25 protein-coding genes and 2 pseudogenes are annotated in these 24,184 nt (G+C 29.2%); 22 read left to right on the top strand and 5 right to left on the bottom strand.

Translation table 11 applies throughout. The features are described 5' to 3' along the window. Window positions 1–2 precede the first annotated feature (2 nt). The 14 genes from BN3265_RS07570 (at window position 3) to BN3265_RS09490 (ending at window position 12,104) form a co-directional block, all read left to right on the top strand. A complete protein-coding gene (locus BN3265_RS07570; protein ID WP_058990981.1) occupies window positions 3–647 on the top strand; it encodes an adenylate kinase in 645 nt (214 codons plus the stop codon). Between the two features lie 168 nt (window positions 648–815). Beyond that, entirely contained in the window at window positions 816–1,034 is a 219-nt protein-coding gene (gene infA / locus BN3265_RS07565) for a translation initiation factor IF-1 (protein ID WP_019116565.1), read from the top strand. Window positions 1,035–1,105: 71 nt separating this feature from the next. After that, window positions 1,106–1,219: a 50S ribosomal protein L36 gene (gene rpmJ, locus BN3265_RS07560; RefSeq protein WP_004818043.1), complete on the top strand. Its 114-nt coding sequence runs from the start codon at window positions 1,106–1,108 to the stop codon at window positions 1,217–1,219. A gap of 11 nt (window positions 1,220–1,230) precedes the next feature. Then, complete coding sequence (gene rpsM / locus BN3265_RS07555) at window positions 1,231–1,572, top strand: 30S ribosomal protein S13 (protein ID WP_004838123.1); 342 nt, start codon at window positions 1,231–1,233, stop codon at window positions 1,570–1,572. A gap of 8 nt (window positions 1,573–1,580) precedes the next feature. After that, complete coding sequence (gene rpsK / locus BN3265_RS07550; RefSeq protein WP_004838124.1) at window positions 1,581–1,985, top strand: 30S ribosomal protein S11; 405 nt, start codon at window positions 1,581–1,583, stop codon at window positions 1,983–1,985. Between the two features lie 12 nt (window positions 1,986–1,997). Continuing rightward, a complete protein-coding gene (gene rpsD, locus BN3265_RS07545; protein ID WP_058990980.1) occupies window positions 1,998–2,591 on the top strand; it encodes a 30S ribosomal protein S4 in 594 nt (197 codons plus the stop codon). Between the two features lie 33 nt (window positions 2,592–2,624). Further along, entirely contained in the window at window positions 2,625–3,581 is a 957-nt protein-coding gene (locus BN3265_RS07540) for a DNA-directed RNA polymerase subunit alpha (protein WP_058990979.1), read from the top strand. Window positions 3,582–3,590: 9 nt separating this feature from the next. After that, window positions 3,591–3,932, top strand: a complete 342-nt coding sequence (rplQ, locus tag BN3265_RS07535; protein ID WP_004815511.1) for a 50S ribosomal protein L17 — start codon at window positions 3,591–3,593, stop codon at window positions 3,930–3,932. A gap of 742 nt (window positions 3,933–4,674) precedes the next feature. Further along, on the top strand, window positions 4,675–5,775 hold the full coding sequence (locus tag BN3265_RS07530) for a PP2C family protein-serine/threonine phosphatase (protein WP_058990978.1): 1,101 nt from the start codon (window positions 4,675–4,677) through the stop codon (window positions 5,773–5,775). Continuing rightward, a complete protein-coding gene (gene deoC, locus BN3265_RS07525) occupies window positions 5,765–6,406 on the top strand; it encodes a deoxyribose-phosphate aldolase (RefSeq protein ID WP_058990977.1) in 642 nt (213 codons plus the stop codon). The genes BN3265_RS07530 and deoC overlap by 11 nt, the downstream gene beginning before the upstream one ends. Then, a complete protein-coding gene (locus BN3265_RS07520) occupies window positions 6,407–7,852 on the top strand; it encodes an alpha-amylase (protein WP_058990976.1) in 1,446 nt (481 codons plus the stop codon). 5 nt (window positions 7,853–7,857) lie between these two features. Beyond that, a complete protein-coding gene (locus BN3265_RS07515) occupies window positions 7,858–8,445 on the top strand; it encodes a ribonuclease H1 domain-containing protein (protein WP_058990975.1) in 588 nt (195 codons plus the stop codon). Beyond that, a complete protein-coding gene (locus BN3265_RS07510) occupies window positions 8,442–9,002 on the top strand; it encodes a sugar O-acetyltransferase (RefSeq protein ID WP_058990974.1) in 561 nt (186 codons plus the stop codon). Before BN3265_RS07515 ends, BN3265_RS07510 begins: the two co-directional genes overlap by 4 nt. A 219-nt stretch (window positions 9,003–9,221) precedes the next feature. Continuing rightward, window positions 9,222–12,104 carry a coiled-coil domain-containing protein gene (locus BN3265_RS09490; RefSeq protein ID WP_058990973.1) on the top strand — a complete coding sequence of 961 codons (2,883 nt, stop codon included), beginning with the start codon at window positions 9,222–9,224 and terminating at the stop codon, window positions 12,102–12,104. 373 nt (window positions 12,105–12,477) lie between these two features. Here BN3265_RS09490 and BN3265_RS07500 read toward each other — a convergent pair whose 3' ends face one another. Beyond that, window positions 12,478–13,347 (bottom strand): IS3 family transposase, encoded by an 870-nt coding sequence (locus tag BN3265_RS07500; protein ID WP_245191120.1) that lies wholly within the window; start codon window positions 13,345–13,347, stop codon window positions 12,478–12,480. Between the two features lie 165 nt (window positions 13,348–13,512). After that, complete coding sequence (locus BN3265_RS07495) at window positions 13,513–13,893, bottom strand: helix-turn-helix domain-containing protein (protein ID WP_094777023.1); 381 nt, start codon at window positions 13,891–13,893, stop codon at window positions 13,513–13,515. A 1,242-nt stretch (window positions 13,894–15,135) separates the two neighbouring features. Between BN3265_RS07495 and BN3265_RS07490 the strand changes: the two genes are divergently transcribed. The 5 genes and pseudogenes from BN3265_RS07490 to BN3265_RS07465 all read left to right on the top strand — a co-directional run bounded on the left by BN3265_RS07490 (window position 15,136) and on the right by BN3265_RS07465 (window position 20,383). Further along, the gene (locus tag BN3265_RS07490) at window positions 15,136–16,080 is read left to right on the top strand and encodes an alpha/beta hydrolase (RefSeq protein ID WP_058990972.1); all 945 of its coding nucleotides are present in this window, start codon (window positions 15,136–15,138) and stop codon (window positions 16,078–16,080) included. A gap of 175 nt (window positions 16,081–16,255) precedes the next feature. Next, window positions 16,256–17,448 (top strand): annotated as a pseudogene (locus tag BN3265_RS07485) (aminotransferase class I/II-fold pyridoxal phosphate-dependent enzyme). A gap of 33 nt (window positions 17,449–17,481) precedes the next feature. Next, on the top strand, window positions 17,482–18,921 hold the full coding sequence (locus BN3265_RS07480; protein WP_058990971.1) for an amidohydrolase: 1,440 nt from the start codon (window positions 17,482–17,484) through the stop codon (window positions 18,919–18,921). 10 nt (window positions 18,922–18,931) lie between these two features. Continuing rightward, a pseudogene (locus BN3265_RS07470) lies at window positions 18,932–19,651 on the top strand (DUF5058 family protein). A gap of 9 nt (window positions 19,652–19,660) precedes the next feature. Next, a complete protein-coding gene (locus tag BN3265_RS07465) occupies window positions 19,661–20,383 on the top strand; it encodes a hypothetical protein (protein WP_058990968.1) in 723 nt (240 codons plus the stop codon). Window positions 20,384–20,503: 120 nt separating this feature from the next. Here the strand turns inward: BN3265_RS07465 and BN3265_RS07460 are convergent, their stop codons facing one another. Continuing rightward, entirely contained in the window at window positions 20,504–21,058 is a 555-nt protein-coding gene (locus tag BN3265_RS07460; protein ID WP_058990967.1) for a DUF3783 domain-containing protein, read from the bottom strand. A gap of 107 nt (window positions 21,059–21,165) precedes the next feature. Between BN3265_RS07460 and BN3265_RS07455 the strand changes: the two genes are divergently transcribed. The 3 genes from BN3265_RS07455 to BN3265_RS07445 all read left to right on the top strand — a co-directional run bounded on the left by BN3265_RS07455 (window position 21,166) and on the right by BN3265_RS07445 (window position 22,939). Continuing rightward, window positions 21,166–21,651 (top strand): hypothetical protein, encoded by a 486-nt coding sequence (locus tag BN3265_RS07455; protein WP_058990966.1) that lies wholly within the window; start codon window positions 21,166–21,168, stop codon window positions 21,649–21,651. A gap of 83 nt (window positions 21,652–21,734) precedes the next feature. After that, window positions 21,735–22,133, top strand: a complete 399-nt coding sequence (locus BN3265_RS07450; protein WP_058990965.1) for a phage holin family protein — start codon at window positions 21,735–21,737, stop codon at window positions 22,131–22,133. Continuing rightward, complete coding sequence (locus BN3265_RS07445) at window positions 22,130–22,939, top strand: N-acetylmuramoyl-L-alanine amidase (RefSeq protein WP_058990964.1); 810 nt, start codon at window positions 22,130–22,132, stop codon at window positions 22,937–22,939. Before BN3265_RS07450 ends, BN3265_RS07445 begins: the two co-directional genes overlap by 4 nt. Window positions 22,940–23,174: 235 nt before the next feature. On the opposite strand, the gene BN3265_RS07440 is transcribed toward BN3265_RS07445, so the two are convergent. Then, window positions 23,175–23,816, bottom strand: coding sequence for an SdpI family protein (locus BN3265_RS07440; protein ID WP_058990963.1), 642 nt, complete (start codon window positions 23,814–23,816; stop codon window positions 23,175–23,177). Next, window positions 23,806–24,081 (bottom strand): autorepressor SdpR family transcription factor, encoded by a 276-nt coding sequence (locus tag BN3265_RS07435; protein WP_058990962.1) that lies wholly within the window; start codon window positions 24,079–24,081, stop codon window positions 23,806–23,808. Before BN3265_RS07435 ends, BN3265_RS07440 begins: the two co-directional genes overlap by 11 nt. Between the last annotated feature and the right edge of the window lie 103 nt (window positions 24,082–24,184).

Raw genomic sequence — 24,184 nt, 5'->3', positions numbered from 1 at the left:
TTATGAATATCATATTGTTAGGCCCTCCGGGAGCAGGAAAAGGAACACAAGCAGAAAAATTAATCAAAGAATTGGATGCAGTTCAAATATCAACAGGTGATATATTTAGAACAAATATAAAAAACAATACACCTTTAGGAGCTAAGGCAAAAGAATACATCAATAAAGGTCAATTAGTTCCAGATGAATTAACAATAGATTTAGTTTGGGATGCCTTAGACAAAGTAGAAGATGGAAAAAGCGTACTACTTGACGGTTTTCCAAGAAATATTACTCAAGCCGAAGCACTTGATGAAGGAATGCAAAAAAGAGATAAGAAGATTGATAAGGTAATAAATATCAATGTACCTGAAGATGTAATTATTGAAAGAATATCTGGAAGAAGAGTAAATGTGTCAACTGGAAAAGTTTATCACATCAAATATAACCCTCCAAAAGTTGAAGGAATTGATGATGAAACTGGAGAAAAATTAATCCAAAGAGAAGATGACACAGAAGAAGCAGTAAAAGAAAGACTTGATGTTTACAACAATCATACATCAGTTTTGATTGATTACTACGACAAAAAAGGTATATTAGTTACTATTGACGGTGCAAAAACTCCTGATGAAGTTTTTGATCAAATTAAAAAAAGTTTAGAAAAATAAGATAAAAATATTAACAAATATGCTAAATTTTTCAATGAATTACAAAATCGAAAACGAGATAAAGATAGAGTCTTTCATTAAAGATATCTAGATTATGTCTTGTTGTAAAAAAATGAATCAATCAGACATTAATAGATCAAAATAAAAAGAAAAGGAGAGATTTTATCGATGTCAAAAAAAGATGCTATAGAAGTAACAGGAGTAGTTAGAGAAGCTCTACCAAATGCAATATTTAAAGTAGAACTAGAAAATGGCCATGAAATACAAGCACATATTTCAGGAAAACTAAGAATGAACTACATTAGAATATTACCAGGAGATACAGTAACAGTAGAACTATCTCCATACGATCTTACTCAAGGCAGAATTACTTGGAGACGCAAATAACAATAAAAAATCTACGATTTTTTCTTGTTATTTTAAATCTTAAAGTTTAGATAAAGAAAGAGAGAACGATAATGAAAGTTAGAGCATCAGTAAAAAAAATGTGTGATAAATGCAAAATTATCAAAAGAAACGGTAAAGTTATGGTAATTTGCGAAAATCCAAAACATAAACAAAGACAAGGTTAAGGAGGTATTAGATGCCAAGAATAGCTGGTATAGACTTACCTAGAGAAAAAAGAGCAGAAATTGGATTGACTTATATTTATGGTATAGGAAAATCTTCAGCACAAGAAATTTTGGAAAAAGCAGGAATTAATCCTGATACAAAAATGAAAGACCTTACAGAAGGCGAATTAGGAAAAATTCGTGAGATATTAGACGACTATACAATCGAAGGTGATTTAAGACGTGAAGTATCTATGAATATTAGAAACCTTAGAGAAATTAATTGCTACAGAGGAATTAGACACAAAAGAGGTTTACCTGTAAGAGGTCAAAATACAAAGAATAACGCTAGAACTAGAAAAGGAAGACATTAGGAGGAGATATGGCAGCAAAGACTAAAAAATCTTCTGCTAAAAGAGGTAGAAGAAGAGTTAAAAAGAATGTCGAAAGAGGACAAGCTCATATCAATTCAACATTCAATAATACAATGGTAACTTTGACAGACGCACAAGGAAATGCCTTATCATGGGCAAGTGCTGGACAATTAGGTTTTAGAGGATCAAGAAAATCTACTCCTTTTGCAGCACAAGAAGCAGCTTTAGAAGCAGCTAAAAAAGCTATGGAATATGGTTTAAAAAGTGTAGAAGTATTTGTTAAAGGACCTGGTTCAGGAAGAGAATCTGCAATCAGAAGCTTACAAGCAGCAGGACTTGAAGTAACAATGATAAAAGATGTAACACCAATTCCTCACAATGGTTGTAGACCACCTAAGAGAAGAAGAGTTTAATAAGGAGAAACTATGGCAGTAAGCAGAGATCCAATATTTAAAAGATGTAGAAGCTTAGGAATTAGCCCAGCATATTTAGGTTACTCAGGAGAATCAAAAAGATCAAACTCTAATCAAAGAAGAAAACTTAGTGAATATGGTATGCAACAAAGGGAAAAACAAAAAGCTAAATTCATCTACGGAGTAAGTGAAAAACAATTTAGAGGCTATTATGAAAAAGCTTCAAAAATGCAAGGACAAACAGGTGAAAACTTAATAATCCTTTGCGAAAGAAGACTTGACAATATAGCATTTAGATCAGGACTTGCAAGAACAAGAAGAGAAGCAAGACAAATCGTTACACACGGACATTTATTATTAAATGGAAAAAGCGTTGATATCCCATCAATTCTTGTAAATGAAGGTGATGTAATTGAAGTAAAAGAAAAATCTAGATCAAGCCAATTGTTTAAAGCTATCAAAGAAACAAACCAATCATTTGGTATAGTTTCATGGTTAGATTCAGATTTAGAAAACTTAAAGGTAAAAGTTACAAACTTCCCATCAAGAGAAGATATAGATATACCTGTAGAAGAACGTATGATTGTTGAGTTCTATTCTAAATAGAATTAGTTAAATTGTTAGAACTAAGGAGATACAATGATAGAAAAATTAGATACAAAGATTGAAATTTTAGATATAGACGAAGAAACTAACTACGGTAAATTTGTCTTATATCCACTCGAAAGAGGCTATGGTACAACCATAGGAAACAGTATGAGAAGGATGCTTTTATCATCCTTACCTGGTTCTAGCGTCTCAAAGATTCTTATAGACGGGGTACTACATGAATTTTCTACAATTCCTGGAGTTGTTGAAGATGTACCTGAATTAATATTAAATATCAAAGGTATTGATATTAAAAAACATACTAAAGAAGATCTAACACTATTTTTAGATATAGAAGGACCTAAAATTGTTACAGCTAAAGATATAAAAACAGATGCCCAAATTGATGTGGCAAATCCTGATCATTATCTTGCAACAGTTAATGATAAAGGAAGATTGTTTGTAGCTCTTGATGTTACTGATGGTAAAGGATATAGAGTGGCTGAGCAAAATAAAAAGGATACAGACCCAATAGGAGCAATAGCTATAGATTCATCATTTACTCCAGTGAAAAGTGTAAACTTTACAGTTGAAAATACTAGAGTAGGTGAGTCTACTGATTATGATAAATTAATTCTTGAAGTATGGACTGATGGAACAATAACTCCTCAAGAAGCCTTATCTGAAGGTGCTTCAATTTTAATGGAAGACATTAGATTTTTCAAAGATCTTCCAGGTCAACAATTCCCACCAGAAGATGAGGAAGAAGAAGTTGAAGAAATAGTAGAAGAAGATGATAATCAAGTTGAACTATCAAAAACTATTGAGGAATTAGATCTTTCATTAAGATCATTCAATTGTCTAAAAAGAGCAGGATATAATACTGTTGGTGAGATAATAGAAAAAAGTGAATCTGAACTTAAGGATATCAAAAACTTCGGTAAAAAATCTCTTGAAGAAGTTATCGATAAAATCCATAGTTTAGGATTAAGTTTAAGAGAAGAATAGGAGGATATGATGGCTAATAAAAGAAAGCTTGGTAGAAGAACAGATCATAGAAATGCCTTATTAAGAAATCAAGTTACTTCTTTGTTAGACAATGGTAGAATTACTACTACCCTAACAAGAGCAAAAGAAACTCAAAAAATGGCTGATCGTATGATCACATTAGGAAAGAAAAATACACTTCACACAAGAAGACAAGCAGCTCAATATATTTACAAACCATCTACAGTTCAAAAATTATTTGGTGAAATTGCACCAAAATATGAAGATAGAAACGGTGGATATACTAGAGTATTGAAACTTGGACCAAGAAAAGGTGATGGTTCTGAAAGAGCAATATTAGAACTTGTATAAAACTTACTCTATAGCATCTTATGAAAATAAGGTGCTTTTTTTTGTGGAAATTTTTAATTTTCAAAACAAAGAATATAGGTAGATTTTAAATTTTTTTTCTATTTTAAAATTATTTTCGTGTGTTTTAGAATAAAATTTTTAATAGCTTGCAAATTTACTTCCAAATTTATATAGAATTTTCATTTTAGTATTCATGTGATACTTAGATTCATTATCAATGTTTTTTTAGAATTCAAGCTTAGTAAATTTTTTAAATTATAAATCATTAATAATCAGTAATCAAAAATAAAAAATAAACAATCAGTAATCAAAAATAAACAATCAATAATCAAATATGAACATTCAAGTTTCAATCAAGAATATAAATCTTTGGAGCTTGGATTTTAATGGTTAAGGCTTTGTAGACGTTCTGGGTTTATTTGTAAATTTTCTAGTTTTTATGAAAATTTATTTGGTTTATAAAATTTTTCTACTTTTGTACTAGTTTTCATTTATAAGATAAATCAAAGTTTATAAATCTGAATTTGGTTTTATATATTAATTAATAAATCAACCTATATGTGAGATGCCTAGAAGTTTCTCTTTAACTTTAAATTATTTTAAATTTATAATATTTACTTTATTTACTATCTGACAAAGGAAATGATTTTTATATTTAAATTTTATTAGTTTAGTTAATTATTGAAAATATATCTCATAAATGTTACCATAAAAAGAGAATAAATGTTTTAAAGAGGTTCTTATGGGTAAGGCGAATATAGAAAAATTTAGGGATGATAATTTCTATGTCTTAAACTCAATGGATGACTGGGTTAGGATTCTTGATAAGTACGGTAGACTTGTTTTTATTAATGAAAAAATGAGACGTGATATAAACCTTGATAGGTCACTCATTGAGCAAAATATTGACACAGAAAAACTTAGTGAAAAATCTGATATTTTTAAAAATACAACAATTGAAGAAGAGAAACTTATTAATGGAAAATATTATTCTATCAAATCTTCTCCACTTTATAAGGACGATGAATTTGTGGGGATTATTGAAGTTTATAGGGATATTACTAGTGAATCTAAGATGAAGGTTGATCTTTTTAATGCTAATAGGAAGATGCTTGAAGATATTAGGTTTGTTAGAAAAATCCAAGCTAATATTTTGCCAAAAAATAAGACTTATGGGGATATTAAGCTTGAGGGAAGGTATCTTCCTTCTAATGATTTGTCTGGTGATTTGTTTGATATTATAAAAGTTGATGAAAATAAGTATGCTTTTTATATTGCCGATGTGATGGGACATGGGGTAAAAGCCTCTATTATGACCATGTTTGTGAAATTATCTATAAGTGGAATTTTTGAAAGACATAGTGACTATTCCCCAGGTCAGCTTTTAAAAAAACTTAGAAAAGATTTTGTAAAACTTGATATGAATTCATCCCAATATTTTACTGTATGGATTGGAATTTTTGATAGTAAAAATGATAAGCTTACCTATTCTAATGCAGGTCACAACTGCCCACCTCTTCACCTAGTTGAAAATAAAAATAGAGTAAATAAACTTGTTGTTTCTGGTAGGATGATTTCAAATATTATTGAACAAAATATCTACCAAGAAGTAACTATTAATCTTCACCCAAAAGACAGGATTTTGTTTTATACTGATGGGGTTACTGAAAGTAAGGATATTAGTAAAAATGAGTATTCTGTTGAAAGATTGGTGGAAAAATTAAAAAATAAAAATAGCCTTGATTATATATTAGAAGATTTGGAAAAATTTACCTGGGGCGAACAAGATGATGATATAAGTCTTGCCCTAATTGATTATAAAGGAGAAATAAATGAAAATTAACCAATACATTGACCACACTTTGCTAAAAGCAGATGCGACAAAAGACCAAGTTAAAAAAATTGTTGAGGAAACAAAGGAATATAATTTTAAATCTATTTGTGTGAATTCTTCCTATGTTTCTTTTATTAGAAATATGGATAAGGATATTAGAATTACTTCTGTCATTGGTTTTCCTTTGGGAGCAATGACTACAAAGGCTAAAGTTTTTGAAGCAGAGGATGCTATTAAAAACGGTGCTGATGAAATTGATATGGTAATTAATGTTGGAAGAGTTAAAGATAAAGACTATGATTATGTTCTTGAAGACATAAAAGAAGTGAAAAAGGCTTGTGGGGATAAAATTTTAAAGGTTATTATTGAAACTTGCCTTCTTGATGATGAGGAAAAAATCAAGGTATGTGAACTTTCTAAAGAAGCTGGTGCGGATTTTGTAAAAACTTCTACTGGATTTTCTACGGGTGGGGCTACAAAAGAAGATGTGGCTCTTATGAGAAAAACTGTTGGACAAGAAATGGGAGTTAAGGCTAGTGGAGGAATCCATACTTATGATGAGGCGATGGAAATGATTGAAGCTGGAGCAAGTAGACTTGGTTGTTCAGCATCAATTGAAATTGTAAAAGGTGAAAAATAAATGAGCGATGTTATGATGCAAGCCTTCGAGTGGGATACTCCCGCTGACGGAGGCTATTATAAATTTTTAAGGCAAAATGCGAAGAAAATAAAGGATGCAGGAATCGATGGTCTTTGGCTTCCACCAATGTGTAAGGGTGGCGGAGACCAAGATGTTGGATATGGAATTTATGACTTGTGGGATTTGGGAGAATTTGACCAAAAAGGCACAGTCAGGACCAAATACGGAACAAAAAAGGAACTTCTTGAGGCAATTGATGAACTTCATAAAAATGAGATAAAAGTTTATGCTGATGTTGTTTTAAATCATAAAGGGAATGCCGATTTTGAAGAAGAATTTATGGCGAGAATGGTTGATCAAAACAACAGAGAAAAGGACGTATCAGAGGATATGAAAATAAAAGCTTGGACAGGTTTTGATTTTCCGGGAAGAGCTGGCAAATATTCTGATTTCATTTGGCATTATTACCATTTTACAGGTGTTGATTATGATGCAAATACCGATACAAAGGCAATTTTTAGGGTCCTTGGCGATGGAAAATATTGGGATGAAGGTGTAAGCGATGAAAAAGGAAATTTTGATTACCTAATGAATGCCGATATTGACCATTCCCACCCAGAAGTTAGAGAAGAAATTTTCAAATGGGTTGATTGGTTTATGGAAGAAACTGGGGTTGATGGTTTTAGATATGATGCATTAAAACACATTTCTGATGAATTTATCTATGATTTATCAAAGCATATCATGGAAAAAAAGAAAGATGATTTTTATCTTTTCGGGGAATATTGGCAATATGACGAGGGTCAAATAGATGGATATTTGGACGATACTGATTGGAAAATAGACTTATTTGATGTACCGCTTCATTTTCATTTTGAAGAAGCTAGTAAGTCAAATGGAAATTATGATATGAGAAATATTTTTAACAATACAATTGTCAAAAATCATCCTCTCCAAGCAGTAACCTTTGTCGACAATCACGATTCCCAACCGGGTCAATCTTTAGATTCTTGGGTTGAGGATTGGTTTAAAGAAATCGCCTACTCCTTGATTTTATTTAGAAAAGACGGTTATCCTTGCATATTTGCAGGAGATTATTATGGTCTAAAAGGAGAAATCAAAAAAGATCCTTTAAAAGAAATGATTGATAAGATGCTTGATGTAAGAAAAAAATATTCTTTTGGAAACCAAGATGATTATTTTGACAATCCACAAGTTGTAGGTTGGGTCAGAAGAACAGATTCTGATACATCTTCACTTGCAGTTTTGATTTCCATTGGGGATATGGCTGAAAAACAAATGTTTGTTGGTAAAGAAGAAGCTGGAAAAACCTATATAGATTTGTCAGGAAACAACAAAAATCAAGTTACAATCGATGAAGATGGAAATGGGATTTTTAATGTTGGACCTGGTTCAGTTTCATATTGGGCAGCAAAGGAAAATTAAAATAAATGAAATATTACGCAGTAAAAAAAGGCAGAAATCCTGGGATATATACATCCTGGGATTTGTGTTTAAAAGAAGTAAAAGGCTACAAGGGAGCAGTTTACAAATCTTTTAAGAAAAAAGAAGATGCAGAAGATTTTTTGGAAGATAAAGAAATTGAGATAAAGGCTGATAAGGATTCAGTAATAGCCTATATAGATGGCTCATATTCCAAAAAGGACAAAAAATATGGAGTTGGAATAGTCTACATTACTGATGAAAAAATCGAGGAAATTTACAAGGATTTTGACGATGAATTTCATATTCACAGAAATGTTGCAGGCGAGGTAAAGGCAAGTGTTGGAGCAATAAATAAGGCGATTTCTGAAGGCAAAAAAACAATCTATATCCACTTCGACTACCAAGGAATAGAATCTTGGGCAAGGGGAGATTGGAAAAGAAATAATGAACTTACAAAAAGATATTACGAATTTTTCCAAAAAGCTAAGGAAAAAATTGATGTTCATTTTATAAAAGTAAAGGCCCACTCAAACGACAAATATAATGATATGGCAGATGCTTTGGCAAAAAAATCTTTGGGGATAGAAAAATGAGCGAATTAGAAAAAATGCTAAGTGGGGAGCTTTATAATGCAAATTATGATGAAGAGATTTTAAAATTAAGGCAAAAAGCCCAAGATTTATGTTTCGAATTTAACCAAACAAGGCCATCGGATAGAAAAAAGCAAAAAGAAATAATAAAAAAATTAAAAATAAATACAAAAGAAAATTTTACGATAGAAAGTCCATTTTTTTGTGATTATGGTTTTAATATAAATCTAGGAGAAAATTTTTACGCAAATCACAATTTAATAATTTTGGATTGTGCCAAGGTAGAAATTGGAGATAATGTATTTATAGGACCAAACGTCACAATCACAACAGCAGGCCACCCTCTAGATTATAAAAAAAGAAATCAAGGATTAGAATATGCTCACAAGATAAAAATCGGAGAAAATGTATGGATAGGGGCAAATGTGGTAATAAATCCAGGAGTAAAAATAGGGGATAATACAATAATAGGATCAGGCTCTGTAGTGACAAAAGATATAAAAGAAAACTCAATAGCTTTTGGAAATCCTTGTAGGGTGAAAAAAGAAATAAATTATTAAAAAGAGCCTTGGCTCTTTTTTTTTTAACAAAAATATTTTTTATTAAAAAAATTATTAATACTATTTATTTTCACATTAAAATTACCATTAAAACACTTTATGAAATAATATATTAGTGCTATAATTTAATTATAAATATAGATAATTTATTATCAAATATTTTGTAGTTTTTTTCTTGTATTAATATTTTTTAAAAATTTTGTTTTAATGGAGGAAATTATGAAAAACAAAAAAATAGTGCTGGCTGGAACTTTGGTATTGGCTTTATCTACAAGCTTTATTTTCTCTGAAAAATCATATGCTGCGAAAGATATTCCAAGTGATATTAATAAAAAGGAAAAATTTGATAAAATAAGTCAAATGAAAAATGAAGAAAATTCTCAACAAAAAGAATTAGTAAGAGAATTTGATAAGGAATTGGAGAAGGAAAAAAATTCTACAAGTGAAAATTTGGAAAAGAAAAAAGATGAACTTTCAATTACAAAAGAAGAAAACGAAAAATTAGAATCTCAAAATCAACAAATAAATAATGATATCACAAACTTAGAAAGCTCAATTTCTGAAAAAGAAAAAGAAGTAGAAGGACTTGAAGAATCGGAAGAAAACAAATCTTATCAAGAATCCAAAAAATCTTTTGAAAATCAAAGTCAAATTTACAATAATTTGAATGAAGAAAAAAACAAAAAGAATATTGAAATTAATGAAAATAAAGAATCTATAAATGATGAAGAAAAAAATATTGAAAAAATAAAAAATATACAAAAAGAAAACCAAGAAAAATTAGAACTTTCTAAGAATAAAGTAAAAGAAGCAGAAAAAAATTTGGAAAATGCTCAAAAGGCTTATGATGAATATTTGAGTAAAAAAGATTCTGATCCTAAGAATTCTCAAGAATACAAAAACCTATTGAAAGCAAAAGAGGATTTGAAAAATCTAGAAGAAGAATTGAGAACTTTAGAACAAGATAAAAAAACAAAAGAAGATAAGATTGGTGAAATAGATAAAGAAATTTCCAAAGAAAAAGACGATATTAAAATAATTGATGAAAATATAAGTAAAAATAAAAAAGAACTTGATGAAAAAAATGCAGAAAAAAATAAGTTAGAAAATCTAAAAAAACAATATAATAATGATTTAAAGACTGCTACAGAAAAAGAAGAAAATGCAAAAAAAGCTTTAGATAGTATAGATAAAGATCAAAGACAAAAAGATTATGATAAGGCTAAAAAATCAATGGATGATGCAAAGTCTAGATTGGATCAAATTGATAATTTGAAAAAAGATGGAGCGTTTGCCTTTTATGGTTGGATAATTAAAAACCCTAAAAATGATGAGGAACTGCAAGATGCAAAGGAAGCCTTAAAGGCATTAAATAAATATGCTGACAATGTACAAACTCGAAATGAAGATACTATTTATAATGTACAAAAAGGAAATCCAAAAGATGCAACAGCTATTGAAAATATAAAAAAATCAATTGCACTTTTAAAAGAGCAAAATAATTTAAGAGCAAACGATGAAAATTTCCCAGAAAATAGAAATCCATACTATACAAATCATCTTATAATGGCAATAGCTATGTCAAATGCAGATAACTCTTATGATTTTTCAAAAGGACACCTTGACAATTTTGGAGTAGGAGAAAATCTTTCTTGGGGTTATTATGATCCTCTTGAAGGTTGGTATAACGACGAAAAAGTAACATACAATGCAATATTAAAAAAATCTAAAGAGTTAATGGAAAAAAATAATTTGGATGAAGCCACTGCATGGAATATGGCTACAGAATTAGTAGGGAAAGAATATGGTAGCACTCAAATAGGTCATTACATAAATGTGATGAGTGGTTACAAAATTTGTGGAATTGGATTTGCATATTATGGTGGATTTGGCAATGTTTCATCAGCATCATATTCATGGTCTGGAACAAATTTAATGACTATAGATCAATACGAGCAAAGATTTAATGAATTTTTGCAAAGTATTGATAAAGAAAAAGCCCAAAAAGATTATCAACAAAAAGTAAATGAGTTCAACAAGGCAAAAGAAATTTTAAATAATAAAGATTATGAAAATGCAAAAAAAGCCTACGATGAGGCAAAAAAAGCTTTAGAAGATATAAAAACAAAAATTAAGGATAATGAACTAGAAGAAAATAAAGTAAATCAAAAAATTGAAGAATTAAATGGAAATAGAAATAAACTAGAAGCAAAAAGACAAGCAGGTCAAGAGAAATTAAATGAATACATTAAAAATTCAGGACTTGAAAATTATAAAAAAGAATTGGCTTCATTAAACAGTAAAATTAACAAAAAAAATGAAGAAAAGAAGTTACTAGCGGAAAAATTAGATAAGGCCCAAAAAGAATTTGATGCATTGATAGCAGATGATACTGCTGACAAATTAGAGATGGAAATTCAACAAGCTAAAAATAATTTAACAAAAAGACAAGAAGAAGTGAATTCAGACAAAAAAATTCTTGAAAACACATCAAATGAACTTGCAAAAGCTAATAAAAAATTAGAAAATTTAAAAGAGCAATCAAATAAATTAAATGCTGAGATGGAAGAGATTGCTGAAAATTTAAGCAAAGAAAATGATAAATTAATTTTGGCAAAAAAAGATTTGGAAGAAAAGACATTAGCAAATAGCGAATTTTTAACAGCAAAAAAAGAACTGGAAAAATTAAAAGATGATTTAGAAATAGAACAAGAAAATTATATAAATATATTAAATAAATTTAATCTAAATAGTGAAAAAATAGCAAAATTATCAAATGAGATTTCTGAATTAGAAGACAAAGCAAAATATCTATCAAGTTTAGATTTCTATAAATTATACAAGAACAAAACTGACAGAAAAGATTTGTTGTATTTAAACGCTTATGTTGATAAATATGATAGATTAGGAAAAAAAGTAGTTATAAACAAAGATTCAATTGTAATTTCTAATACAAATATAGCTAATAATAAAAGCTTATCAAAGAAGATTAATAGACCATATTCAAATAATTCAAAAACAGGAGTATCATCAATTGCCGGAATATTAGCATTACTAAATATATCTTCAGTAGCTTTATTAAAAAGTAAAAAAAGAAAATAAGTATAAATTTAATAAAATAAGCTTAATAAAAAGAATCTTTAAGTCTAAGAAATTCTGTAAATAAATTTTTGTATAAAGCTAACCCTAAATTAATATGTCCCGTTTTTACTAGCTTTCCAGTAAAGATGGGACATAAAAATATGGTAGGATCGATATTTATGTAAACAATATTATCAGATTTTTTAATTGATAGAAACCCATTAAGCCCTGTAATAATCGTTCATTAATGAATATAAAAATTTATTATAATTTTAAATACAAGAAAAAAACCACTCAAATGTGGTGACCCCATAAAGTTGTACCTAATACCAGAACTAGTAAACTACCTGTTCTGGTATTATTTTATTACTTTCCACCCCTAGGGGTGGAATTTTTATGCTGCATTTAACTTTCTATATTCTATTGGACTTAAATATCCTAATTTTTCTTTTATTCTATCTTTATTGTAATATAGGATATATTCTTCTAGTGTTTCTTTTAACTGTTCATATGAGTAGAATTTTTTGCCATAGTAGATTTCTTGTTTTAGTATCCCAAAGAAGTTCTCCATTGGGGAGTTATCTAGGCAATTGCCCTTTCTTGACATTGATTGGATTATCCCTTCTTTTTCTAGTCTTGATGTATATTGTTTTATTTGATAAGCCCATCCTTGGTCTGAATGAAATATCCTCTTATCATTGTTCGTGCTTGTTATTTCTATTGCTTTGTCTAAGGCTTTTAGTATTGGTTCTAGCCTTGGTTGTTTTGATATTTCATAACTTATGATTTCACCATTATACATGTCTAGATATGGGTTTAGATAAAGTTTTTTTACTTGGTAGTTTCCTGATTTATCTTTTTCTAGATACTTAAATTCTGTTGTATCTGTTGTTATATATGTGTAGGGTTCATCTACTTTAAATTTTCTATTTATTTTGTTATCTACTACTTTTCCTATTGTCCCTTTGTATGATGAGTATTTTCTTGTTTTTCTTGAGAAACTTGTTACTTGAAGTTTTAGTTTTTGTACTAGTCTTTGAACTTTCTTTTTGTTTATCAATAGTCCTTGTTTTCTTAGCGTTGCTGTTATTCTTCTATATCCATAGTTTGGATTGTCTTTTCTAGTTTCTAGTATCTTCTTTTCTACTTGCTCATCTGTGTTTGGTCTGTCTAAACGTTGTTGCCAATACATGTATGTTGATTTTGCTAGATTGAAATATTCCAACAAGTCCTTCAGTTTGAATTTATCTCTTAGTGATCTAATGACTTCAGATATCTGTCTATTTCTTCCTGTGTCATTTGAGAGAATTGAATCTTTTTTTTTAGAATTTCTACTTCCATTTGGAAATAGTGGTTTTCTTTTCTTAGTTTTTCTATTTCACTTATTTCTTTTTTTCTTTTATTACTTTTGTTTTTTAGTATCTTTATTTTAATCTTTTTTTGGCATAATTGAAGGGATACCTTTCTTTTTTGCTTTTAGTCCTTCAATTCCTTCTTCTCTAAATTCTTTTACCCATCTAGCTATCATGGATGGATTGTTGATTTTAAATTCATTTGCTAGGCTTTGATAGGACATTTCTCCTGTTAAATACAAGTCTACTACATTTAGTTTTAAATCTAAAGAGTAACTATTACTCTTTCTTGATAATTTTAATCCTTCATAACCTCTAGATTCATAAGCATTAACCCAAGTTCTAACAGTAGAATGATCTGGGATAGAGTATTTTTTTGCTAATCCTTTGTAGCCTATATTTCCTTCTAGATATTCTCTTACTACTTTAATCTTAAATTCTGTTTTGTATTTTGCCATTAAAAAACTGACCTCCTTAAGTTGATTTTTAAGTCCAACTTTTGGGGGTCAGTTCACAAAGGTGGTTTTTTTCTAATATATTTTAGTATTAAGCGTATAAGAATATATTCTGTAAAAATTAAGCGTAAGTGAATATATTCTTCAATTTTATTGTATTTATATATATTTTAGTATTAAGTGTATAAGAATATATTCTGTAAAAATTAAGCGTAAGTGAATATATTCTTCAATTTTATTGTGTTTATATATACTTTAAGTATTAAGCGTACAAGAATATATTCTAAAAATTTAAGCGTATGTGAATATATTCTTCTTTTTTGTATTTATATATATTTTAGTTTTAAGCGTATTTTTTATATATTTTAGGATCAATCAACTATCATTCTAGTTGATTGAACAAATCTCCAAGTTTATTTTTTATTGGAAGTATTTTTAGTTCAAATTTTTATTTTCTTAAAATATTTTTTGATAAAATCTTTTAAATTTTAGAAATTTTTTATAAAATAAGCAATGAAAAGGCTTTGTTTTAGATGAGTAAAATTCATAATAATTTCTGTTCATCTTTTGATTTTCGAGCTAAATTTCTATCAAAAAAATAAATCTGTAATATTTTAAATCTAGAAACCATAATAAAAATTATTTAATATGGATTATGTTTACAGTTTCTAATTTTAAGTATAAAATTCTTTACAATAATATCTAATTTATTTATAAAATATTATTCAGTATTAAAATACATAACTTCCTCCTTTTAAAATTTATTTCAAAGATTAAACTTGAAAAATTAAAATTGTGTAATAAAAAAACGCCCCAATAAAGGGACGATATAAACGTGTTGCCACCCTAATTCACAAATAAAATTTGCCTCATTAGAAAACTTAAACGCAGTCAACGGAAAGCTTATGATTTACACTTTCAACTATTCCAAGCCTCTATTCAATTAAAAATATCATAGTTCATTTCACCAAACAGAACCTCTCTGGGATTAATAATTTTTAATCTACTAAACTCTTCAAAGTATTTACGAAAATGATATCATTTGTTGTTCACATTGTCAAATTTATTTACAAATATTTTATCCATTCACTTTTAGAGTGGAGCATAGATTTTTTAATTTTTATAAATACAAATGAATTTTATAAAATTTTATACAGAAATGTAAAGTCTGAGTAAAATTTTATACAAAATTTTAGGTTAAGTGCAAAAAATTATGTATAATAAAATTAATTTAAGGGGGATTTTATGAAAAAGATTTTTAAAATATTTGGAACATTGTTTTTGATTTTTATAATTATTGCAAGTCTTGGTATGGGATATTTTATAGGAAACGAAACTTTTAAAGGGCTTACAAATATAATGCCAAGAGAGGAAACTGTAAAAAATATGTCTATGTATAAAGATGAATATAAAAAATTTGCTAAAAATAAAAAAATAAAGGAAATTAAAATTAAATCATCAAAATTTGATCACGAAATTCCTGGTATATTTGTTGAAAACAAAAAAACAAATAATATTGCAGTAATGGTTCATGGACTTGGTGGGACAAAATATTCAATGTCTAGTCAAGGTCAAGGACTTTATGATTTGGGATTTTCCCTATTAATCTTTGATCAAAGAAATTCTGGTGAAAATTTGGCAAAATATTCTACCTTTGGAGTTTTAGAATCTTATGATTGTCTAGATTATCTAAAATATGCAAAAAATAAAATTAAAAATAAGGGGAAAATTCTTTTATATGGAGAATCTTATGGAGGAGCAAGCTCAATAATTGCTGCAAGTCGTGACAATAGCCTCATAGATTACATGGTATTAGATTGTCCAGTTTCCGATTCCAATGAATTTTCAGATAAAGTTTTTGAAAAGGTGGAAAAAAATCAAGGAATACCACAAGCTTTGATGAAATTTACAGGAAATATTTTCTTAAAAACCAAACTTGGCTTTACTTTAAAAGATATAGATACAAGAAAATGGCTTGAAAATGCAAAAATAGAATGTCCAGTATTAATAATAAACTCAAATTCAGATAAAGTCACCCCGTATCATATGGGAGAAGATATTTATAAAGCTATAAATTCAGATAAAAAAGAAATTTATACATGTAAAGGAGTTCCGCATACAAAATTTGCAGAAAAAGAACCAGAAAATTTTAAAAATCTTATTTCTTATTTTCTAAAAAAATATAAATAATAATAATTTTCAAATCAAAGACAGATTAAATTTGAGTAATAATATAGAAAATGAATAAATCCAATATAAGAAAAACTTATACAGAACATAATAAGTATTTATTTTACAACAAAGGCATTTAGATATATCATTAAAGTGAAAACGTAACCATGAATATTTATGAAAGGATTAAAAAATGACAGAAAACAAAAAAAGATCATTTGCAACAGAAACAATACATGCAGGCGCAATAAAGGATACATACGGTTCACTCGGACTACCAATATATCAAACATCAACCTTTATATTCGATAACGCAGAACAAGGCGGAAGAAGATTTGCCCTAGAAGAAGAAGGATTTATCTATTCAAGACTAGGAAACCCAACAAACGATGCCCTAGAAAAAAAACTAGCAGCCCTTGAAGGAGCAGAAGCAGCAGTATCAACATCATCAGGAATGGGAGCAATCACATCATCAATCTTGCCATTCATAAAAGCAGGCGATCATATCCTGGCATGCGGAACACTTTACGGCTGTACATTTGCTTACCTAAACGAAATAAAAAAATTTAACATAGACGTAGAATTCATAGACATGACAGACCTAGAAGAAGTCAAAACACACCTAAAAGAAAACACAAGAATAGTATATCTAGAAACACCAGCAAACCCAACACTCGACGTAATAGATATAGAAGAAGTAGTAAAACTAGCAAAAGAAAACTCAAAAGATACCCTAGTAATAGCAGACAATACCTTTGCAACCCCATACCTACAAAATCCATTAAAACTAGCAGAAGCCATCGCAGTACACTCAGCAACAAACTACCCAAACGGACACGGGGAGGTAATACCAGTATTCCCATCCGGCACAAAAGCATTAATGACCAAAGTAAGATTTGTAGGCTAAAAAGATTTCACAGTATCAGTACTCTCAGCATACGATTCAGATTGAAGCTTTAGAGGCATCATAACCCTCGAAGTATAAAAGAAAAACAACACGTAGCAAACACCAAAAAGGTTGTAGAAGCCTTACAAAAACACAAAAACGTAGAAAAAGTATACTATCCAGGCCTAGAAGACTTCAAAAACCACGAAGTAGCCAAAAAACAAATGAAAGACTACGGAGCAATGGTAACCTTCGAAGTAAAAGGCGGAATCGAAGCAGGAAGATGCGTAATGAACAACGTAAAACTATGTTCATTAGCAGTAAGCTTAGGCGATGCAGAAACCCTAATCGAACATCCAGCAACAATGACCCACTCAACCTACACAGAAGAAGCCCTAAAAGAAGCAGGAATAGCCCCAGGCTTAATCAGACTATCAGTAGGCCTAGAAGATGCAGACGAAATAATAGAAGATTTAAATCAAGCTTTAGACCTTATATAAAAAATTTATAATATAAAAGAAAGTAGAGTTAAGATGGAAGATGTAAAAAAAGTCAAAGAAATAGTAAATAAAATAAATGAATCTTACTATAAAATTAGTGATGAAATTTGGGAAAATCCTGAAGTAGGATTGGAAGAAGAAAAAAGTTTAATTATATTAAAAGATTTTCTAGAAAAAAATGGATTCACAGTTAAAACTGGTCTTGCAGGAATGTCAACAAGTTTTGTTGCAGAATATGGCTCTGGTAAACCAGTAATTGGATTTACAGCTGAATATGATGCCTTACCAGGTTTAAGTCAAGAGGCTTATCAAACTAAAAAAGTTCCAGTATGTGAAAATAACCCAGGTCATGGTTGTGGCCATAATCTTTTGGGAGTTGGATCAATAGGAGCAGCTTTAGTATTAAAAGAATATATTGACTCCAATAATCTTTCATGTACCATAAAAGTTTTCGGCACCCCTTCTGAAGAAAGGGATGCCGGAAAAGCTTTTATGGGAAGAGAAGGAGTTTTTGATGGTGTCGATTGTGGATTTACTTGGCATCCACATTACCTAAATTCAGTTTGGGAATCAGGCTCTTTGGCAAATACTATAGTTACTTTTAAATTTAAAGGTGTAAGCTCTCACGCGGCAGCAAGTCCTGAGCTTGGAAGAAGTGCCCTAGATGCTTGTGAGCTTATGAATGTAGGCGTCAATTATTTGAGAGAACATGTTCCTAGTGATGTAAGAATTCATTATGCATATTTAGATGTTGGTGGACATGCACCAAATGTTGTTCAAGATCACGCTGCAATTTATTATTTTATAAGAGCTTCAAAAATGAAAGATTCTACAGACACATATGAAAGAGTTAAAAAAATTGCACAAGGTGCTGCCTTGATGACTGAGACAGAATTGGAAATAGTTTTTGATTCAGCAGTATCAGATTTTGTTCCAAATCCTACTTTAACAAAAGTTATGGAAGAAGCTATGCTAGATTTGGGAGAAGTTGAATATTCTGATGAAGAAATAGAAATGGCAAAATCTTTTGTAAATACTTTAGGCCAAAGTGAAATAAATGGAGCTGAAAATTTAATTTCAAGATTTTTAGATAAAAATGCAGTAGAAAATATTGAAAAAAGATCCTTGGTTAGTGAATACATAAAATTTGGTAAAGATTCACCTATGGCAAGTGGATCTACGGATGTAGGAGATTTTAGTAATTGTGCACCAGTTGCCCAATGTTTAGTAGCTACATCTGCTTTTGGAACACCACTTCATTCTTGGCAAATGGTTAGTCAAGGAAAATCATCATATGCAAAAAAAGGTCTTGATAAGGCAGTTTCTACACTAGCATTAACAGCAATTAGAGCTTTAAATAATCCTGAATTAATCGAAAAAGCAAAGGAAGAATATGTTGACCAAACAGGTGGAAAATATATAGCTCCAATTCCTAAAGATGTTAAGGTTAGAGATGTAAATTTATATAAATAAGGAGAAACAAATGAAAGTTAGAGATATTTTAAATGGTAAACCCTTATATTTAATGGTTATAGTTTCCTTACTTTTGGTTATTGGGTTTATAATCATTTCTTTAAGACTTGCCATGAAACGTGCAAAAGAATTGGGTTTTTCTTCTAAAGAAATAAACAAAGTAATAAAATCATCAGTTTTGTTTTCAATAGTTCCTTCTGTATAAATAGATATAGGTCTTGCAAGTTTATCAACAGTAGTTGGAACTCCTTGGGCTTGGTTTAGACTTTCTGTAATAGGAGCTTTGATGTATGAATTAACCTCAGCAAGTATGGTTACATCTGCAGCAGGATATAAAGATATGTCAACATTTATAAATGGAACAGATACAAATTTGATTCCTACAATATTAATGGTAATGAGTATATCAATTATTTTCGCAGCAGTTTTAAATATATTTTTAGGAAAATCCTACCACAAAGGAGTTACTAAATTTAAGGCAAAATCTGGAGCTAAGGGTAGCTTAATAATTTCTTATTTTACTCTTGCAATGATATTAGTTTTATCAATTTCTCAATTATTAAAGGGAAAAATTTCTATCTTAGTTTTTCTAGCTAGCTTTATTGTAACTGTCGGACTAATGAAAATAGCAAATAAATACAAACTTGCATGGATGGGAGAATTTGTTTTAGCATTTGCCTTAATTATTGGTATGGCACTTTCAGTATTTTTGGAAGGAATTATGGTATAGGAGAAAATCATGGAAAAAGATACAAGAAAAGAACAATATTTTAATACGATACATAGGGTAGGAAGAATAGGTTCAATAATTTCTATAGGATGTATGTTGATTGTTCCTATATTAATTGCAATGAAATACGACCTACCATTTGATATAAAGGATGTTGCAGGAACAGCTGGAACTTTGCTTGCAGTTTTTATACCTACAGTTATGGCAGAATTTATAAGTTATGGGCCAATACTAGGTTCAGGAACTTATTTGGCATATATAACAGGAAATGTTACAAACTTAAAAATTCCTTGTGCTTTAAACGCACAAGCCTTGATGGATTTGGAACAAGGTAGTGAAGAATCTGATGTAATTAGTTTAATTGCCATTGCTTCTTCATCATTAATTACAATGTTAGTTATAGCTTTAGGAGTTGTATTATTAATACCACTTCAACCATTTTTACAATCAGCACCTGTACAAACAGCATCAAAATATATTTTGCCAGCTTTATTTGGATCATTATTTTATACAATGTTAGCTGGTAACAAAAGAGGAAAAACAACAGTTAAAAATAGATTACTACCACTTGTAGTTCCAGTTATAGCCATGGTGATTTGGAAACTAACAGGCGGAGAAATACTTGGAAAAGAAGGTATTTGGATTGTTGTATCAATAGTATTATTATTAATATCATCAATAATAATGCTAAAGGTTGGCTTGGTTAAAATTATTGAAAATGATAGTAAGTAATATATAATTTTTAAAATAAAAAAAGGTCGTTATACTTTATTAGTATAGTGACCTTGTTTTTATTTTAAAAATAAAATTCTATCATGAAACTTGAAATTATTTATTTTTTAAAAATACTGTTTATAAATTTTCTACCAAATGTTTAATTTTATCTCTAAATTCTTTGATAACTTTTATGTCGAAATCTTCTCCGGCTGTTTGGAAATAGTGGTTTAATTCTTTTACCAAATTTTTTATTTCTGGGTTTTCTTCGCCTGTTTCTTTTTTTATTTTGCTGGCTTTTTCCAAATATGAATTTATTTCTTCAACAACTTGCATGGTTTTGTGTTCTTGGTCGTTTTCTTCTAATAAATATCTTAATGTCCATTTTATATTTGTTGGAGTAATTCCTGCCTTGTGGTCAATTACTACATTATTTTCTCTCATTTTATCGATAAAGGCAAACAAGTCTTTTTCTTCAAAGTCTTTGAAAAATGCAAAGGTGAAATCAAATTCTTCTAAATATTCTCCCTTTGATTCGATTTTTTCATAACCATCGATTTCTGCAAGATATCCCACTTTTTGATCTACATCTTCCATGCCTATTAGTTTTAATCTTACATTTTCTTTTTCGCACAAAATTCTTAATTTTTCTTTTTCTATATCATTAGCATTAAATAAAATTATTAAAGCCATAAAATCTCCTTTTCTTTTTAGTACTATTACTATACCCAAAAAGATATTTTACTCACTTTTGGGTATAATATAATACAGAGAAAAAATTGGGAATCGGGGAGATATTTATGAAAGATTATAATTATGAAAATGAAAGAATAAAAGAAATTAATAAATTGCTTGATGAAGCGAGAGAGGCGCTTTCGGTTTTGCAAAGGGCGAGCAAAAGGGTTGGAAGATCTTCTGATTATTCTGTTACTGGTCTTGTTGGAAGAAATATTGTTGGAGATTTTTTGAGAGCAAATAAAAATAATACTATAAATAAATCTATTGATAGGACTCAAGATGTTTTATTAAAACTTCATGCAAATCTTTTGACTTTTGATCCAAAACTTGCAAGTATTTTGGACCTTCCTTATAAACTCAGTCAATTTTCAAGCCCAAGAAATGCTCTTTCTGATATGAAATTAAGAATTGATATGAGAAAAAAACAATTGGAAATTCAAAATGCTGAGAGAAGACTTATAACTCTTATAAAAAAACTTTCCAAGGAAAAATCTAAGGAAATTAATAAAATCAAAAAAAGCATAGAGCTTAGATCTTTTGAGGAATAATTTTTGGGACATTATCACCTTTCTACTTATATATAAGTAGGAGGTGATTTTTTTTATGGGAAAAATTGTGAAAGGAGAAAGATATGAGTAAATTTAAGGATATTACTAGGCTTTTATTTACAATATTTGGATCTTGTATGGGATTTTTTCTTGGAGATATGGATATTTTTATTTATACTCTACTTGCTTTTGTAATTTGTGATTATTTAAGTGGAATTATAAGGGCAGGGTTTGAAAAAAAACTCTCGTCAAAGGTTGGATTTAAAGGAATTTTCAAAAAGATTATGATTTTTATAATAGTAGGAATTGCAAATCTTTGTGATAAAAATTTGATACAAAACCAAGCTATGATTAGAAGTGCCATAATATTTTTTTATATAGCAAATGAGGGGCTTTCTATACTTGAAAACTCTCTTGCAATTGGTCTTCCAATTCCAGAAAAATTAAAAATTTTATTAGAACAATTTAAGGAGGAAAAATGACTTATAGTAAATTAGTTGATGATATAATTTTATCACCAAATCACAGTGGAAAAAGAAGTGAAAAAATAAGTAAAATTGCCATCCACCATGCTGGTGGAATTATTTGTGGAAGAGATTTGGCAAGGATTTTTCTTCCAAAATCAAGAGGGGCTTCTGCAAATTATAATCTAGGGTCAGATGGGATTTTGGTTCTTGGAGTTTATGAAGAAAATAGGGCTTGGACAACATCTTCATCATGGTGCGATAATCGTGCAATAACAATTGAAGTTGGAAATTCTACAAGAGGACCAAATTGGGAAATTTCAGATTTTGTTTTAGATAGGTTGATTGATTTGGTGACAGATATTTGTATGCGAAATAATATTTATCCTTGTACCTATACGGGAGATAAAGAAGGAGTTTTGCAAAAACACGAGTGGTATGCCAACACAAATTGCCCAGGGCCTTACCTTGGTAAAAAATTTTCCTACATTGCAAACGAAGTCAACAAAAGGCTTAGGAAAAATCCTAGAAAAAATTCAAATTTATATAGGGTTAGAAATTCTTTTAAAGATCAAAAGAGCCAAAAAGGAGCTTTTAAATCCCTAGAAAATGCAAAAAGATGCGCTGATAAATATAAGGTAAAAGTCTTTGATGAAAGGGGAAATGAAATTTATCCAAGAAAAAATATAAAATCAATAGACCAAATAGCAAAAGAAGTGATAAGAGGAGAGTGGGGAAATGGAAATGAGAGGAAAAAAAGATTGACCCATGCAGGATATGATTATTATGTTGTGCAAAGAAGGGTTAATCAGATTTTAAGCTAAGAAAAAGCATTGGACTTGAGGTTCAATGCTCAGAGCGTAGACAAAGTCAGTTTAGTAATTGATAATTAATTTAAAATAAAATCACGCTAAAACCCATCTCGACTAAGTGAGTGAAGCGAACGCATGGAGAGATCTCATGAGATTTCTCCGCTCGTTGCACTCGGTCGAAATGGAAAAATTTTTAGTTTGTCAACAGTCTGAGCATTGGACTAATGGTTCAATGCTTTTTTTGTATTTAAATTCCGTTTTTGTAAAGATAAAAAGAATAAATCATTGGAATAAAAAATATTATGGCTATGGTTATTAAAATTAAATATTGATTTCCTACAAATGGACTTATTAAGAAAAAAAGTCCTCCGAGTATAAAAGTATAGCCACCAAGTCTGTGAGTTTTTCTCCAATTTTCGTCACTATTTAAAGTCCAAGGAAGTTTTATTCCAACTGTATAATTTCTTTTAGTTTTTGGCAGATAATTTCCGACTACTATTAGGAGAAAACCGACAAATAAAGAAATTATAACCACAACATTTATTTCTTTACCCAAACCATAAAAAACGCTAATTATAAAAGTTATAAGTAAAACGAGTGGAACAGTAGCTTTTCCAATTAATATTATAAGCTTATTTTTATTCTTGTTTTTTGGGTCATTGTCGAGCATAAAGCAAGAAAAAATATTTATTAATATTAAAAATATTGGCGTTTTTATAAAGGCACTAAACTTGCTAGAATAATTATCAATTTCATTGTTAAGTCCCCAGTGAGTTGGTATAGTTTCAGGCATTTTTTTGTAAAATAAGAAATTTACAAGGGCAAATAGCAAGATTGAAAAAACTATTGATATTATGCTTTCTTTTTTAAATTTTATTTTATTTTTCATTTTCTCCTCCTTTAAATTTCACAAACCAAGTCATTATTTCTTCAAAAATACTTGTGTTTAGCTCGTAATAAATAAAATTTTTCTTTTTTGTTTCATAAATTAAATCTTCATTTTTTAATAATTTTAAATGGTGGGAGATGGTTGCTCTTGATAGGTCAAAATTTTCGGCAATTTCTCCTGCATTCATACGTCCTTTTTTTCTCAATAAATTTAAAATTTCAATTCTTACTGGATCAGACAAAGCTTTAAAAGTATCAGAAAACAAGATATCACCCCTTCCAATCTATTTCGATAATTATCTAAATAGTTATTTTTATTATAGGATTTAAAATAAAAAAAGTCAAATCTATTTTGAAAAATATCTAAAT

This window comes from Anaerococcus rubeinfantis (assembly GCF_001487145.1).
Taxonomy (GTDB): Bacteria; Bacillota; Clostridia; order Tissierellales; family Peptoniphilaceae; genus Anaerococcus; species Anaerococcus rubeinfantis.
This window is presented reverse-complemented; position numbering and strand designations above follow the sequence as displayed.